Below are 15014 nucleotides of genomic sequence, written 5' to 3'. Positions count from 1 at the left end.
GGTAGTTCAGTTGGTTAGAATGCCTGCCTGTCACGCAGGAGGTCGCGGGTTCGAGTCCCGTCCGGACCGCCATTTTTTATGACTTGTAAACGAAAACGTATAGTTTCGTTTTTTTTTATGTCTTTTTCTTTCAACAAGTAACCATGATGCGGTGAAACAGCTTGCATTTGGCTACACTATATGTGAAAAGAAAAGATAGATGACTTCAACACAGCCTGGTTTTTTCATACCAGGCTTTCTTTATATCATTTTTAGTTGGAACTGAGGCTCATATTCGCTACACTAATACTAACTGTGTCTGACATCATGTCTACTCAATTAATTGATTGCATGAAGGGGCTGTCTTTTTATGGATGAATTTGATCTTATTCGCCGGATTACACCAAAAGAAACACATCAATGTTCCTTGGTCATGGGGATCGGTGATGATGCAAGTGTTTATCAACCTCATTCACATTGTGAAGAGGTCGTTTGTGTTGATACAATGGTGGAGCATGTTCATTTTCGTTTTGATTTTTCCACGCCCTTTGAGGTTGGCTTTAAAGCGCTGGCAGTCAATGTCAGTGATATCGCCGCAATGGGAGGAACACCAAAGTACTATCTTGTATCGATTGCGATCCCGCCTCATGGTGATGAGACAATCGTCACTGCTCTTTACGAGGGAATGAAAGCTTTGGCTGACACATATCAAATGGATTTGATCGGTGGGGATACGGTAGCCATCCGCAGTGACTTTGTCATTACGGTGACGGTCATTGGTGAGGTTCCAAAGGGAAAAGCTTGTTACCGCCACAGTGCTCAAGCAGGAGATATTGTATTTGTTACAGGTGAGCTCGGTTCATCAGCTGCTGGATTATCACTTTTAATGAACGAGGTAGACTCTGCAAAGGCGATCAATTCTGCTTTTTTTCTTGAGCGTCACAAAATGCCTCAGCCTCACATTGCTGCTGGACACATTTGCTCAAGCTTCCCGCGGGTGACCTTGAATGATGTCAGTGATGGATTAGCGAGTGAGCTGAATGAGATAGCAGAAGCAAGCCATGTGACGATGGAGATTGAAGCTGACAAGCTCCCAAAACATCCAGATTTACCGCTGTTACGCAAAGACTGGCTTGAATGGGTGTTATTTGGGGGAGAGGACTTTGTTTTAACTGGCACGATTCCAGAGTATGATTGGAAAAGCTTTGAAACACAATGTAAAAGAGAAGACATTCAGATCACAAGCATTGGACAAGTCAAAGATGATCAAGCGGCCAGCGTCATTTTAAAAGACAATGATCAATCAACAACGTTAATGAAAAAAGGATATAATCATTTTAAGAAATGAGGTGACACCAACTGTGAAATTAACATGGACGACAAAAGGTGCGGATGAGACGAAACGAATTGCCGCTGCTTTGGCCAAACTTGTGATGCCAGGCGATGTATTGACATTAGAAGGGGATTTAGGCGCAGGCAAAACCACTTTTTCAAAAGGTTTTGCAGAAGGCTTAGGTATTACCCGTATCGTCAACAGCCCCACCTTTACTATTATTAAAGAATATACTGACGGCAGACTGCCACTTTATCATATGGATGTGTACCGCATGGAAGATGCGGAAGAAGATATCGGACTCGAAGAATATTTTGAGGGCGAAGGTGTATGCTTGGTTGAATGGGCACATCTTATTGAACCGCAATTGCCTTCATCATATTTAAAAATTGACATGCTGAGAACAGAACGTGAAGAAGAACGTCATCTCACGTTTTATGCAAAAGGGGAGCGCTATGAGACCCTTTGTAAGGAGATGAAAGAATTTGACCATACTGGCGATTGATACGTCAAACCATACACTAGGAATTGCTCTTGTCAGAGATTTCGCAGTGATTGGCGAGAGCATCACGTACTTAAAAAAGAACCATTCCGTCCGAGCGATGCCGACAGTTGAAGCACTGATGAAAGAATGTGGTGTAGCGCCAAGCGAACTAAGCAAAATCGTTGTAGCAAAAGGACCTGGTTCCTACACTGGCGTCAGAATCGGTGTGACCATTGCAAAAACACTTGCGTGGACGCTGTCTATCCCGATATCTGCTGTTTCGAGTTTAGAAACACTCGCTGCAAATGGTCAATATTTTGATGGATGGATCTCGCCACTATTTGATGCGAGAAGAGGACAAGTTTATACTGGGCTATATACGTTTGAAGAAGGAAAGATCAAAGAGGTCAAACCAGACCAAAATATCTTGCTCACGGATTGGCTTCATGAGCTGAAGCATGGAGGAAAGCCTGTCTTATTTCTTGGACATGATGTGCATCTTCATCAAGAGAGCATTCGCTCCATTTTAGGAGAGACTGCTGTTTTGGCAGAGGGGGCATTTCATAATCCAAGACCTTCAGTGCTTGCGTTTTTAGGAGCAGATCGCCCTGTTGAAGATGTCCATCAGCTTGTCCCTAACTATATTCGTTTGGCAGAAGCGGAAGTGAAATGGCTTGAAGGACAAAAATAATCTCAACACAGCAGAGATTCGAAGAATGACAGTAGAGGACATTCCAGAGGTGTATACGATTGAAGTGCATGCGTTTACAGCACCATGGAAAAAAGAATCGTTTGTCTATGAGATTCTCCATAACCAATACAGCCATTATTTCCTCATTGAAGAAGATAAGCAGCCTGTTGGGTATTGCGGAGTCTGGATTGTCATGGACGATGCACAAATTACGAATATTGCGATTCTCCCTGAGCATAGAGGAAAAGGCTACGGGGAAGCATTGCTTCGATATGTCATGGAATTTTGCAAAGAAAAAAAGACAGATCATCTTTCATTAGAGGTGCGGGTATCGAATACCCCAGCACAATCCCTTTATGAAAAGCTTGGTTTCCGACCAGCTTCTATTCGAAAGAACTATTATACAGATAATGGGGAAGATGCATTAGTCATGTGGGTGAATATAAATGAGTGAACAAAAAGATCGATTCATATTAGGTATAGAAACAAGCTGTGACGAAACAGCTGCGTCCATTGTGAAAAATGGGAAAGAAATTGTAGCGAATGTTGTTGCCTCACAAATAGAAAGTCATAAACGATTTGGCGGTGTTGTGCCAGAAATCGCATCAAGGCATCACGTGGAGCAAGTGACCATCGTATTAGAAGAAGTGATGGCACAGGCCAACATGAGCTTTAAGGATTTAGATGCCATTGCTGTCACAGAAGGACCGGGCTTAGTCGGTGCACTTCTGATCGGCGTCAATGCAGCCAAGGCACTGAGCTGTGCTCATCAAATTCCTCTCGTTGGTGTTCATCATATTGCTGGACATATTTATGCGAATCAGCTCGTTGGTGAATTGCTGTTTCCTTGTTTAGCTCTTGTCGTCTCTGGCGGGCATACTGAGCTTGTTCTAATGAAGGAGCATGGGGCCTTTGAAGTCATCGGTGAAACATTAGATGATGCGGCTGGAGAAGCGTATGACAAAGTGGCTCGGACGATGGGTCTTCCTTATCCAGGCGGGCCTCACATTGATCGATTAGCACATGAAGGAGAGCCGATGGTCAAGCTTCCTCGAGCATGGCTTGAAGAAGGCTCCTATCATTTTAGTTTCAGTGGTTTAAAATCAGCTGTGATCAACACATTACACAATGCATCCCAAAAGGGAGAAACGATTGCTCCAGAGAATTTGGCGGCAAGTTTTCAAGAAAGCGTCATTGAGGTGCTTGTTGGAAAGACATTAAAAGCGGCTGAGGCATATGGTGTGAAGCAGGTTGTTTTAGCTGGGGGAGTCGCTGCCAATAAAGGATTGAGAGAAGCTTTAACGTCAGCATTTACGAAGCTGCCTGAAGTGAGTGTCACCATACCGCCATTGTCTCTTTGTACAGATAATGCAGCCATGATTGCTGCTGCGGGTACCATTGCGTTTGAAAAAGGAATAAGAGGCGATATGGCAATGAACGGTCAGCCTGGATTACCGCTTGTCTCATATGAATGAAGACTCCTGTGGATATACAGGGGTTTTTTCATTTGAAATGAAAGCGATTTATTCACATGTAAACGTGATATATCCACAATTATTAGAAAATTTCGTTTTAAAATGAAGAGAATGTGTACAAATAGGATCTTTTCTGTGGATATGTGATTAAAACTCTGTGGATAAAGTGGATAAGTCCGAAGTATTTAATAATAATCAAGAAGTTATTGTGGGTATCATTGTGGATAATAAATTATCACTGAAAGAAAAAGAGCACCCGTTAGGGCACCCTTTAAGATTCTGATAGGTCTTCCCACTCTGCAAAAAGTGATTCGAGCTCTTGATTAAGCGCATCATTTTCTGTTTGAATGGCTTGGACCTTCTCGTGATCTTGGAAAATAGCAGGATCACATAAAAGCTGTTCATTTTCACCAAGCTTCTCTTCAATGACGGCGATCCGCTCTTCAATTTCTTCGATTCTGCGCTGTTTTTGTCTTTCTTTCTTTTTCAGTTCTTTTTCTTCAGCATAGGAAAGCTTGGTTGTTTCTACTGGTTTTTCTGCGTGCTTTTTAGACGGCTCGTGATCTTTGAGCGCTTCAAGCTCTAATTGTTCGTTTTTCTTTTCAAGGTAGTAGTCATAGTCACCAAGATATTCTTTTGTTTCTGCTCGCGACAGCTCGAACACTTTTGTTGCCAGACGGTTGATAAAATACCGGTCATGAGAGACAAATAAGATGGTTCCTGGATAATCAATCAGCGCATTCTCTAAAATTTCCTTACTATCTAAGTCAAGGTGGTTAGTCGGTTCATCGAGAATGAGGAAATTGGCTTTTTCCAGCATCAGCTTCGCCAGCGCAAGACGCGCTTTTTCTCCACCACTTAGTGCATGAACGGGCTTTAAGACATCATCACCGGAGAAAAGGAAGTTGCCTAAACATGTCCGGATTTCTTTTTCATTCATATGAGGATAATCATCCCAAAGCTCATTTAGCACTTTCTTGGAGGATGTCAGTTTGGCTTGTTCTTGGTCATAATAGCCGATGGTGACATGAGACCCAAAGCTGATGTCGCCTTTTACAGGTGTTAATGCATTCGTTAAGGTTTTTAAAAGTGTTGATTTTCCAATTCCGTTAGGACCAATGAGTGCCACACTATCCTCGCGTTTGATATGAAAAGAAAGAGAGGATAGGAGCGGCGTTTTTTCATCATAACTAATATCGAGATCATGCACCTTCAGTACATCATTGCCGCTTTGTCTCGTAATATCAAAATGAAAGCTTGCGGATTTTTCATCACCTAATGGCTTATCTAAACGATCCATTCGTTCCAGCTGCTTCCGTCTGCTCTGAGCCCGCTTTGTGGTAGAGGCTCTTGCTAGGTTGCGATCCACGAAATCCTGGAGCTTTGAGATTTCTTCTTGCTGCTTTTCATAGAGCTTCATATCACGCTCTAGCTGCTCCGCTTTCAGCTCAAGATACTTACTATAGTTCCCTGCAAACTTTTTCATTGCTGTTCTTGAGACTTCATAGACATGGTTGACGACTTTGTCTAAGAAATAGCGGTCATGGGAAACGATGAGAATAGCTCCTGTATAATTTTGCAAATACTGCTCAAGCCATGATAAGGTATCAATATCTAAATGGTTGGTCGGCTCGTCCAGAATTAAGAGTTCTGGTTTCATTAATAATAGCTTTCCAAGCGCTAGACGGGTTTTCTGACCGCCGCTTAAGGATTGGACGGTTGAGTCATCTTCAAAATGACTAAATCCGAGCCCATGAAGAATGGAGCGGACATCTGCTTCATATTGATAGCCGCCTTGATCCTTAAATTCCTGCTGCAGCCTGTCATAGGTTTTCATCAGGGAATCCAGCTCTGAACCTGTGGAAGAAGCCATTTTTTCCTCAATGGTTCTCATCTCTTGTTCCATTTCTTTTAAATGATCAAAAACCGATAATAATTCGTCTTTTAACGTACGTGTAGACGTCACATCGGTGTGCTGTGCTAAATAGCCGATTGATAGGTCTTTCGGTTTGATGATCTCACCTTGCTCGTAAGACATTTGACCGGCAATAATTTTTAAAAGCGTGGATTTGCCTGCGCCGTTACGACCAACAATGGCAATACGATCCTTTGCTTTGACTTCCAATTTTATATTCGTTAAAACGGTATCAGCGCCAAACGATTTGGACAGCTGATTCACTTGTAGAATCATCATGTAACTTCACCTCTGCTATAATATGTTAAGTGTAGCTTATCAGCAGTAAACCGGCAAATCTTACATACAATCGCAATGGTCAAATGAAAGACAGATAGGAAAAAATAGTGTATGATTTGAGTGAGGGAGCGTTGAAAGATGAGTCAATTTAGCCACTTTAACGAACAAGGAAGAGCAAAGATGGTCGACATTAGTAACAAATCGTCTACAGTGAGAACCGCCGTTGCTGCTTCAAGCGTTCGTATGATAAAAGAAGTATTTCATAAAATACAACAACGTGAAATTGGAAAAGGGGATGTGCTGTCTGTCGCACAGGTTGCTGGCATCATGGCAGCAAAGCAAACGTCCAACATCATTCCAATGTGTCATCCGCTTGTACTAAAAGGCGTGGATATCTCCTTTGATTGGGAGGATGACGGAAATGCGCACATTCTGAACATACAAGTACAGGTCAAAACAAAAGGAAGTACGGGTGTTGAGATGGAAGCGCTCACTTCTGCTTCAGTATGTGCACTGACCGTTTACGACATGTGCAAAGCGATTGATAAAGGCATGATCATCGGTCCTACCTATCTAGTTGAAAAGACAGGCGGGAAAAACGGTGATTTTCACAGAGCATCTGATATTTAAGTTGGAGGACCTTATATGAATATAGACCAGTCAAAAATTCCACAAGCGACAGCCAAACGTTTGCCGCTTTACTACCGTTTTTTAAAAAATCTGCATGCATCAGGAAAACAAAGGGTGTCATCGGCAGAGCTTAGTGATGCAGTCAAAGTGGATTCTGCCACCATTCGCCGAGATTTTTCGTATTTTGGTGCACTAGGGAAGAAAGGGTATGGCTATAATGTCGATTACCTCTTGACCTTCTTCAGAAAGACCCTTGACCAAGATGAAATGACCAATGTTATGCTCATCGGTGTCGGGAATTTAGGGACTGCTTTTTTACACTATAATTTCATAAAAAATAATAATACAAAAATTTCAATGGCTTTTGACGTCAATGAGAGTAAAATAGGAAGTGAGATAGGCGGCGTGCCTGTCTATGATTTGGATAAGCTTGAAGAGCATGTTCAAGAGGTTGGAGATATTCCTGTTGCGATTTTGACAGTACCTGCCGTAGCAGCTCAATCCATTACAGATCGTTTGATTGCCCTTGGCATCAAAGGAATCCTTAACTTTACGCCGGCTCGATTGAATGTGCCGGAACACATTCGAATTCATCATATAGATTTGGCGGTTGAACTTCAGTCTCTTGTGTATTTCTTAAAGCATTACTCTGTTACGCAGGAGGACTGATGAAAAGGGGTAAAGGGGGTGGAGCAAATGGGTCCGATCGGTCCTGGAAGTTTGGTTCTGATTGCGATTGTTGCGCTCATTATTTTTGGGCCGAAAAAGCTTCCTCAATTAGGAAGAGCAGCAGGAGATACATTACGTGAATTTAAAAATGCCACAAAAGGTTTAGCTGATGATCAGGAAGAAAAAAAGAAAAAAGAAGATCAGTAGAATAGGATGAGCTTCATGAATGTCAAAGATATGCCGCTTATGGAGCATATTGTGGAACTGCGAAAACGTTTAGTGATCATTGCGATGTTTTTTGTTGCCTTTATGGCGGCAGGTTTTTTTCTCGCTAAGCCGGTCATTGTGTATTTGCAAAATACCGATGAAGCGGCAACACTGACATTAAACGCATTTAAGCTCACAGATCCACTGTACGTGTTTATGCAGTTCGCATTTGTCATTGCTTTGGTTTTGACGTGTCCCGTGATTTTATATCAGCTATGGGCGTTTGTGAGCCCTGGTTTATATGAAAAAGAAAGAAAGGTGACACTTGCTTACATTCCGATTGCACTGCTTTTATTTTTGAGCGGTGTGGCTTTCTCTTATTTTATTTTGTTTCCCTTTGTCGTCGATTTTCTGATGCGGATGTCGAATGATTTAAATGTAGAGCAAGTGATTGGGATTCATGAGTATTTTACATTTCTGATGCAGTTAACACTTCCATTTGGCTTTTTGTTTCAGATGCCCGTTGTGTTGATGTTTCTCACAAGACTTGGCATCATCACACCGATGTTTTTATCAAAAATACGGAAGTATGCCTATTTTGTCCTCCTTGTCATTGCCGCACTCATTACACCGCCAGAGCTTGTTTCTCACCTCATGGTTACCTTGCCAATGCTCGTTTTGTATGAAGTGAGTATTGTCATTTCAAGAGTGACCTATCGCAAAATGCAGCAAACAGAGGAGAAAGAAAGTCATTATGTCTCATAAAAAAGCATCGTGATCCAAATGGTGATCACGATGCTTTTTATATTGTGATCGAAATTGATTGATGGCGTGAAAGAGGCGCTGATAATAACCGGGCTCATGAGGGACAAAGTCGTGTACATCTACTTCTCTGCTTTCCTCACGCCGTTCTCCGGCTGCATCAATCTCAAAGCCCTCTACCTGAATCCTTTCACATTGACCTGTTAAAAGGTGCTGTGCATCGATGAATCTCGTTCTGTAAAGACCAGCGACTTCTTTTTTCTGTAATTGAACGTTCACAGACTCCCCTTGATTTCATAAAGGTACACGTGGCAGAACTCACGGTCGATGAACGAAGGGATATGGATTTCATCCTGCATGACACCTGCAAAGGTAAGGTCTTCAAAAGGGATAGAGAGACCAAGCTCTTCTTCGACCTCTCTGATGCCATCAGAAGGCTGTTCATCTGCAAGAAGGTGGCCTGCTGCTGTGATATCAAGGAGAGAAGGAAAATCCTTTTTTGCGGGACTTCTTAGCTGAAAATAGAGATAGACTGTGTTATATTCCTTTTTTAAAAGCCAGAAAGCCAAAGACCTTGGGCATGGACATCTGAACGGGCGGCAACTCCAATCGTTTCATGCTGCTCGTTCATGATTCTCAGTTTTTCATGTTCCATGAAGACACGACCTCCATAAAAAAAACCATTTTCCTAGCGGCGGAAAATGGTTTTTGATTTATTTTTGCTGTTGTTTTTTTAGTTTGACAGAGAAGGCAAACATTTTAAACGCGATATTGATATTATAGGCCGCAAACACCATCAGCAAAATGCTGTAAAATGACCACATGTCACCTGGGTTTTGGATGGCCATATAGGTGAAAGCCACACCTACTGCAAAATAAATGATGCCCCATACGACAGGGTTTCTCATGAGAAAAAGCCTCCAATAATCATTTGCATTGTTTGAGATTGTTCTTCAATCATTTTTTTCACTGGCTCAATCTGCACAAGAATGACGAGCGAGTTCATGAGCATATGAGCGCCGATTGGAACAATGATTCGTTTTGTTTTCGCATATAAAAAGGCAAAGGTAAAGCCCATCGCGGTATAGAGCAAGATATGGGCAAAATCAGTGTGTACAGCGGCGAAAACCACTGAACTAACAAGTGCCCCAATGAAAAAATTCGTCTTTTCGTAGATCACCCCAAAAATGATTTTTCGGAAAATGATTTCCTCTAAGATAGGTCCAATCAGGGCGATGACGATCACAAGCCAAGGAACGGCATCCATAATAGATAAAATCGCTTGTGTATTTTCTGACTCACGGCCAATGCCAAATGCATACTGCTCAATCACTCCTGCAATCGATTGCGCAAAGAGGGAGAGAAAGAAACCGCCAATGATCCAAGCGATGGCAGACCCGGCTGAAACCGGTGCTTCATTTCGTAGTGAAGCTTTTGGTACTGTCCGCAGGATGAGCAAAATAATGATCAATCCAATACAGAAGCTGATGATTGTCCAAGTTCCCGACAATTGTGAGAGCTCCGCTTGTGTCATTGGTGTCTTAATGAATCCTAACCATTTCATGATGAGCACATAAGGAATAGCAGAAACCTGTACCAATATATAAGTTAAGATGATGTACCAATATTGTTTTTTCAAGTAACGAAAACCCCTTTACTAAAAGAACTAGATTTATTGTAACACAAGTCTTCTTTTTCGTTGAAAAGGAAAAAATCAGTGATGGAAAAAGATCGTGAAAGCGCAAAAATTTTTAAAGGTTTTTACTTGAAATTGCAGAAGACATTCTTTATTATAATAAATGTGTTAGCACTCGATAGTGATGAGTGCTAAAAAAGACTACATATAAAAATTGAGGAGGTTGTTTCTTATGTTAAAGCCATTAGGCGATCGCGTAATCATTGAACTCGTTGAATCTGAGGAAAAAACCGCTAGCGGTATTGTCTTACCGGATTCTGCAAAAGAAAAACCACAAGAAGGTAAAATTGTTGCAGCAGGTTCAGGTCGTGTACTTGAAAGTGGTGAGCGCGTTGCGTTAGAAGTCAATACAGGCGACCGCATTATCTTCTCAAAATATGCAGGCACTGAAGTGAAATATGAAGGCAAAGAATATTTAATCCTTCGTGAGAGCGACATTTTAGCTGTTATTGGTTAATCACATATAAAATATTGAGATACATTTCTAAAAAGACTGAGGAGGTTTTGTTATTATGGCAAAAGATATTAAGTTCAGTGAAGAAGCACGCCGTGCGATGTTACGTGGTGTAGATGCACTTGCAGATGCTGTAAAAGTAACTTTAGGACCTAAAGGACGTAACGTGGTTCTTGAGAAAAAATTCGGTTCTCCACTTATCACAAATGATGGTGTAACGATTGCAAAAGAAATCGAATTAGAAGATGCATTTGAAAACATGGGTGCAAAACTTGTGGCTGAAGTGGCAAGCAAAACAAACGATGTAGCTGGTGACGGTACAACAACGGCAACGGTTCTAGCTCAAGCAATGATCCGTGAAGGCCTTAAAAACGTAACAGCTGGTGCAAACCCTGTTGGCGTTCGTAAAGGGATCGAAGAAGCAGTGAAAGTAGCACTTGAAGGCTTGCACGAGATTTCTAAACCAATCGAAGGCAAAGAGTCAATTGCTCAAGTTGCGTCCATTTCTGCGGCAGATGAAGAAGTAGGAAGCCTAATCGCTGAGGCTATGGAGCGCGTTGGGAACGACGGTGTTATCACAATCGAAGAATCAAAAGGATTCACGACTGAGCTTGAAGTGGTTGAAGGGATGCAATTTGACCGCGGTTACGCTTCACCATACATGGTGACGGATTCTGATAAGATGGAAGCCGTTCTTGAAAATCCTTACATCTTAATCACAGACAAAAAGATCACGAACATTCAAGAAATCCTTCCTGTACTTGAGCAAGTGGTACAACAAGGAAAACCATTATTGATCATTGCTGAAGATGTAGAAGGCGAAGCACTTGCAACACTTGTTGTGAACAAACTTCGTGGTACATTCAACGCAGTGGCAGTAAAAGCACCTGGATTCGGTGATCGTCGTAAAGCAATGCTTGAAGACATCTCTGTTCTAACTGGCGGAGAATTAATCACAGAAGACCTAGGACTTGACCTGAAATCAACTGAAATTGGTCAGCTTGGCCGCGCGTCTAAAGTCGTTGTGACAAAAGAAAACACAACAATCGTAGAAGGCTCAGGAGATTCTGCTCAAATCGCAGCTCGTGTAAACCAAATCCGTGCGCAAGTTGAAGAAACAACTTCTGAATTCGATAAAGAAAAATTACAAGAACGTCTTGCAAAACTAGCTGGCGGCGTCGCTGTCATCAAAGTTGGTGCTGCAACGGAAACAGAGCTAAAAGAGCGTAAGCTACGCATCGAGGATGCACTCAACTCAACTCGTGCAGCAGTTGAAGAAGGTATCGTATCTGGTGGTGGTACAGCACTTGTGAATGTATACAAAAAAGTCGCTTCAATCGAAGCTGATGGTGACGTTCAAACAGGTGTGAACATCGTTCTACGTTCTCTTGAAGAGCCAATCCGTCAAATCGCTCACAACGCAGGTCTTGAAGGATCCGTCATCGTTGAGCGCTTGAAAAATGAAGAAATTGGCGTAGGCTTCAACGCAGCAACAAATGAATGGGTAAACATGATCGAAAAAGGAATCGTTGACCCAACAAAAGTAACTCGCTCTGCACTTCAAAACGCAGCTTCTGTGGCAGCGATGCTTCTAACAACTGAAGCAGTAGTTGCTGACAAACCAGAAGAAGGCGGCTCAGGCGGCGGAATGCCGGATATGGGCGGCATGGGCGGTATGGGTGGAATGATGTAACACCCTCGAAAACCCCTTGAAATATAGGGGTTTTTGTTATGTCTATTTTTAATTGGTCAAGTGCAATAAAAAGTATTAGAGATGATGAATTGAAACCTTCACCGTTTTTCATTCGTTAAAATAAGAGACATTTATTTTTAATTGATGTAAAAAATGATATTTCTAAAAAGAAAAGCGGTGATCAGATGGGTTTTTCTACTTGGGTGGCTATCATTGTTTCGCTGGCCGTCGTGTTCGGATTGTTTGGATCGAAGAAGCGTGATAAATAAAGAAAGAGTTGAACCCACTTCCAAATAGGGAGTGGGTTTTTTGTTGCAAATACAATATTGATCAATTATACTAACTGTAGTTGTTTGTTGCAAATGCAACAAAAGGAGTCGAGGTATATGAAAGAGATTTTGCGGGAGATCGGCGTCATTGCTCGGGCACTTGATTCGATTAGTAATATTGAATTTAAAGAGTACGATTTAACGAAGGGGCAGTATTTGTATCTTGTGCGTATTTGTGAGGAGCCTGGCATCATTCAGGAAAAGCTGGCGGAAATGATTAAGGTGGATCGAACAACGGCTGCCCGTGCCATCAAAAAACTAGAGCTGCATGGTTTTATTGAGAAGAAAGATGACCCGGTGAATAAAAAAATCAAAAAGCTTTTTCCAACCGATAAAGGGAAAGCCGTATATCCAATGATCAAACGAGAAAATGATTACTCGAATCAAGTAGCGCTGGATGGGTTTTCTGAAGAGGAAGCGGAACAGATTTATGAGTATCTTCTAAGGGTGAGAAAAAATATCGAAAAAGATTGGGATTATGTGAAAAAAGGAAATAAGAGATGTTACTAAATGATAAGGAGTGATGACTTCAATGACCGTCACTTTTATTCTGTGCAATGAACAGCATATAGAAGAGCTGCAGAAAGTCGGAATCGACACGTTTAAAGAGACCTTTCAGGATCAAAACAAAGCTGAACATATTGATGCTTACGTAAAGAAAGCCTTTCATCCGAACCAGCTGTTAAAAGAATTACATCATCCATCTTCACAGTTCTATTTTGTTCAAGTGAGTGGTGAAGTTGCTGGTTATTTGAAGGTCAATATGGACGAGGCGCAGTCAGAGGAGATGGGAAGTAAAGCGTTAGAGATTGAAAGAATTTATATCAAGCAGTCGTTTCAAAAGCAAGGATTAGGACGATTTTTAATCAATCAAGCCTTTGAGATCGCAAAGAAATATGATAAACGTGATGTTTGGCTTGGGGTGTGGGAGCACAATAGAGCGGCCATCGCATTTTATCAAAAGCTTGGGTTTGTTCAAACAGGGGTGCACGCTTTCCTTATGGGAGACGAAGAGCAAATGGATTTTATTATGACCAAAACACTGAACTGATCAAAAAGGGGGAAGGGAATATGCATATTCCATCATTTTTTCAAGTGAAAGATATGGAGGAAGTAAAAGCATTTATTCAATCACATTCATTTGCAACAGTTGTGACCACAACGGATGAAAAACCTATTGCGACACATATTCCAGTGAGTTTTCATCAAATTCAGGATTCGTATGTGATCACAGGTCATATGGCGATTGGAAATCCTCAGTGGAAAACGTTTGAAGAAAATGAGAAGGTGCTCGTGATTTTTCAAGGGCCACATGCTTACATATCATCTTCATGGTATGAAAAAGAAGCCGTGCCGACGTGGAATTATCAAGCTGTGCATGTATATGGAAAGGCTGAACTGCTAGAAAAGGCGGAACTGGTAAAGGAATTAACAAAGATGCTAGAGACTTACGAAAGCCATAGGGAACAGCCAGTGTTATGGCATACGTTGTCTAATGAACTGTTAGAGAAACAAATGAAAGGGATTGTGGGCTTCAAAATCATCATTGATGAAGTTCAGGCTGCTTTTAAGCTTAGCCAGAATCGCCATGAAAGAGATTATGCTCACATCATTGAACAGCTGGAAGCAGAGGGTGAAGTGGAATTGGCTGATGCGATGAAAAAGAGATTAGAGGATGTATGAGAAAAGCACTCTTATGAGCAAGAGTGCTTTTGTTGTTCCGAGCTATCTGAGGGTGCCATGGCTCATATCTATAGCCTGTCACTTTTCCTTACGTATAGCGGATGAAAAAGCTAAATTCTTGTGCATGTTTGGTATGCCAATTGAAGCTGAACGTCAATTGCTGAATCTCTTTTTTGTTTAAAATTACATAAAAAAATCCACTATTTCCATAAAAAATCAGATCAATTCCTTATAATAAAAGTATCTGAGAACGGGGAGTGAGTCGAGATGGACCAAAACGTGCTGCAAATGAATCAAGAAAGATCAGAGGATGAATTAGCGGTTGTGAATATATCTTCTACAGAAATTGGGGCGCTGTCAAAGGAAGCGGCTGAGCGCATTTTACAAACGAAGGATACGGATGATATTCATTTACTGATGTATGTTCCGATTGAAAAGAAAACAGATTTGAATTGGTTGATTGAAAGTGTTGGACAGGCGTTAGGAGATGAGGATGAAGATAACGTTGCACTTGAATTTGCTGATTTGCTCTATTTCTTTATCATTCCATTTTATAAGGAGTATATTGTGAGGGAACATCATTTGTATGAGTGTATAGATGATTTGTTGGTACGATTAGCATCAAGGGCTCACTCGGATATCCAAACACTGGTCGATGCGATGAGAGACGATTTGACTGAATAAACATGAAAAAAGGCTTGTAGAGAGGTCCTCTACAAGCTTTTTTTAACGTAA

General features: G+C 41.5%; 20 protein-coding genes and 1 tRNA gene. 16 read left to right on the top strand and 5 right to left on the bottom strand.

The window, feature by feature from the left end:
- The first annotated feature begins 1 nt into the window (after window position 1).
- The 6 genes from R0K30_RS10435 (at window position 2) to tsaD (ending at window position 3962) form a co-directional block, all read left to right on the top strand.
- Window positions 2–72 (top strand) — tRNA-Asp (locus tag R0K30_RS10435).
- A 277-nt stretch (window positions 73–349) separates the two neighbouring features.
- Entirely contained in the window at window positions 350–1327 is a 978-nt protein-coding gene (gene thiL / locus R0K30_RS10430) for a thiamine-phosphate kinase (RefSeq protein ID WP_249705233.1), read from the top strand.
- A gap of 13 nt (window positions 1328–1340) precedes the next feature.
- Complete coding sequence (tsaE, locus tag R0K30_RS10425; RefSeq protein WP_099727430.1) at window positions 1341–1817, top strand: tRNA (adenosine(37)-N6)-threonylcarbamoyltransferase complex ATPase subunit type 1 TsaE; 477 nt, start codon at window positions 1341–1343, stop codon at window positions 1815–1817.
- On the top strand, window positions 1798–2487 hold the full coding sequence (gene tsaB, locus R0K30_RS10420; protein ID WP_099727429.1) for a tRNA (adenosine(37)-N6)-threonylcarbamoyltransferase complex dimerization subunit type 1 TsaB: 690 nt from the start codon (window positions 1798–1800) through the stop codon (window positions 2485–2487). Before tsaE ends, tsaB begins: the two co-directional genes overlap by 20 nt.
- 25 nt (window positions 2488–2512) lie before the next feature.
- Complete coding sequence (gene rimI / locus R0K30_RS10415; protein WP_099727437.1) at window positions 2513–2941, top strand: ribosomal protein S18-alanine N-acetyltransferase; 429 nt, start codon at window positions 2513–2515, stop codon at window positions 2939–2941.
- Complete coding sequence (gene tsaD, locus R0K30_RS10410) at window positions 2934–3962, top strand: tRNA (adenosine(37)-N6)-threonylcarbamoyltransferase complex transferase subunit TsaD (protein ID WP_410610557.1); 1029 nt, start codon at window positions 2934–2936, stop codon at window positions 3960–3962. Before rimI ends, tsaD begins: the two co-directional genes overlap by 8 nt.
- A gap of 271 nt (window positions 3963–4233) precedes the next feature.
- Here the strand turns inward: tsaD and R0K30_RS10405 are convergent, their stop codons facing one another.
- Window positions 4234–6156 carry an ABC-F family ATP-binding cassette domain-containing protein gene (locus tag R0K30_RS10405; protein WP_410610555.1) on the bottom strand — a complete coding sequence of 641 codons (1923 nt, stop codon included), beginning with the start codon at window positions 6154–6156 and terminating at the stop codon, window positions 4234–4236.
- A 138-nt stretch (window positions 6157–6294) separates the two neighbouring features.
- On the opposite strand from R0K30_RS10405, the gene moaC reads away from it, so the two are divergent.
- From moaC to tatC, 4 genes are read left to right on the top strand one after another with little or no spacing between them, the layout of a single operon-like run.
- Window positions 6295–6786, top strand: coding sequence for a cyclic pyranopterin monophosphate synthase MoaC (gene moaC, locus R0K30_RS10400; RefSeq protein WP_230031490.1), 492 nt, complete (start codon window positions 6295–6297; stop codon window positions 6784–6786).
- A 15-nt stretch (window positions 6787–6801) separates the two neighbouring features.
- Entirely contained in the window at window positions 6802–7455 is a 654-nt protein-coding gene (locus R0K30_RS10395; RefSeq protein WP_008355687.1) for a redox-sensing transcriptional repressor Rex, read from the top strand.
- Window positions 7456–7482: 27 nt separating this feature from the next.
- Window positions 7483–7662, top strand: coding sequence for a twin-arginine translocase TatA/TatE family subunit (locus R0K30_RS10390; RefSeq protein ID WP_099727425.1), 180 nt, complete (start codon window positions 7483–7485; stop codon window positions 7660–7662).
- A gap of 15 nt (window positions 7663–7677) precedes the next feature.
- A complete protein-coding gene (gene tatC, locus R0K30_RS10385; protein ID WP_370461141.1) occupies window positions 7678–8427 on the top strand; it encodes a twin-arginine translocase subunit TatC in 750 nt (249 codons plus the stop codon).
- Here tatC and R0K30_RS10380 read toward each other — a convergent pair.
- From R0K30_RS10380 to R0K30_RS10365, 4 genes are all read right to left on the bottom strand, one after another.
- Complete coding sequence (locus R0K30_RS10380) at window positions 8422–8703, bottom strand: hypothetical protein (protein WP_410610550.1); 282 nt, start codon at window positions 8701–8703, stop codon at window positions 8422–8424. The two genes, tatC and R0K30_RS10380, sit on opposite strands and share 6 nt — an antisense overlap.
- A complete protein-coding gene (locus tag R0K30_RS10375; RefSeq protein ID WP_410610548.1) occupies window positions 8700–8993 on the bottom strand; it encodes an NUDIX hydrolase in 294 nt (97 codons plus the stop codon). Before R0K30_RS10375 ends, R0K30_RS10380 begins: the two co-directional genes overlap by 4 nt.
- 144 nt (window positions 8994–9137) lie before the next feature.
- Window positions 9138–9332: a YdiK family protein gene (locus R0K30_RS10370; protein ID WP_034320377.1), complete on the bottom strand. Its 195-nt coding sequence runs from the start codon at window positions 9330–9332 to the stop codon at window positions 9138–9140.
- Window positions 9329–10063, bottom strand: coding sequence for a CPBP family intramembrane glutamic endopeptidase (locus R0K30_RS10365; protein WP_099727423.1), 735 nt, complete (start codon window positions 10061–10063; stop codon window positions 9329–9331). The genes R0K30_RS10370 and R0K30_RS10365 overlap by 4 nt, the downstream gene beginning before the upstream one ends.
- A gap of 229 nt (window positions 10064–10292) precedes the next feature.
- On the opposite strand from R0K30_RS10365, the gene groES reads away from it, so the two are divergent.
- From groES to R0K30_RS10335, 6 genes are all read left to right on the top strand, one after another.
- Window positions 10293–10577 (top strand): co-chaperone GroES, encoded by a 285-nt coding sequence (groES, locus tag R0K30_RS10360; protein WP_003214120.1) that lies wholly within the window; start codon window positions 10293–10295, stop codon window positions 10575–10577.
- Between the two features lie 55 nt (window positions 10578–10632).
- Complete coding sequence (groL, locus tag R0K30_RS10355) at window positions 10633–12267, top strand: chaperonin GroEL (RefSeq protein WP_034320371.1); 1635 nt, start codon at window positions 10633–10635, stop codon at window positions 12265–12267.
- 386 nt (window positions 12268–12653) lie between these two features.
- Window positions 12654–13106: a MarR family winged helix-turn-helix transcriptional regulator gene (locus R0K30_RS10350; RefSeq protein WP_099727422.1), complete on the top strand. Its 453-nt coding sequence runs from the start codon at window positions 12654–12656 to the stop codon at window positions 13104–13106.
- Window positions 13107–13128: 22 nt separating this feature from the next.
- Complete coding sequence (gene paiA, locus R0K30_RS10345) at window positions 13129–13647, top strand: spermidine/spermine N(1)-acetyltransferase (protein WP_099727421.1); 519 nt, start codon at window positions 13129–13131, stop codon at window positions 13645–13647.
- Window positions 13648–13667: 20 nt separating this feature from the next.
- Window positions 13668–14279 (top strand): FMN-binding negative transcriptional regulator, encoded by a 612-nt coding sequence (locus tag R0K30_RS10340; RefSeq protein WP_410610544.1) that lies wholly within the window; start codon window positions 13668–13670, stop codon window positions 14277–14279.
- A 267-nt stretch (window positions 14280–14546) separates the two neighbouring features.
- Window positions 14547–14963, top strand: a complete 417-nt coding sequence (locus tag R0K30_RS10335; RefSeq protein ID WP_410610542.1) for a hypothetical protein — start codon at window positions 14547–14549, stop codon at window positions 14961–14963.
- The last annotated feature ends 51 nt before the right edge of the window (window positions 14964–15014 follow it).

Source organism: Bacillus sp. SIMBA_154, assembly GCF_046536015.1.
Classification (GTDB): Bacteria; Bacillota; Bacilli; order Bacillales; family Bacillaceae; genus Bacillus; species Bacillus pumilus_P.
Note: the sequence above shows the minus strand (reverse complement) of the source record. Positions and strands in the feature narration are given on the sequence as shown.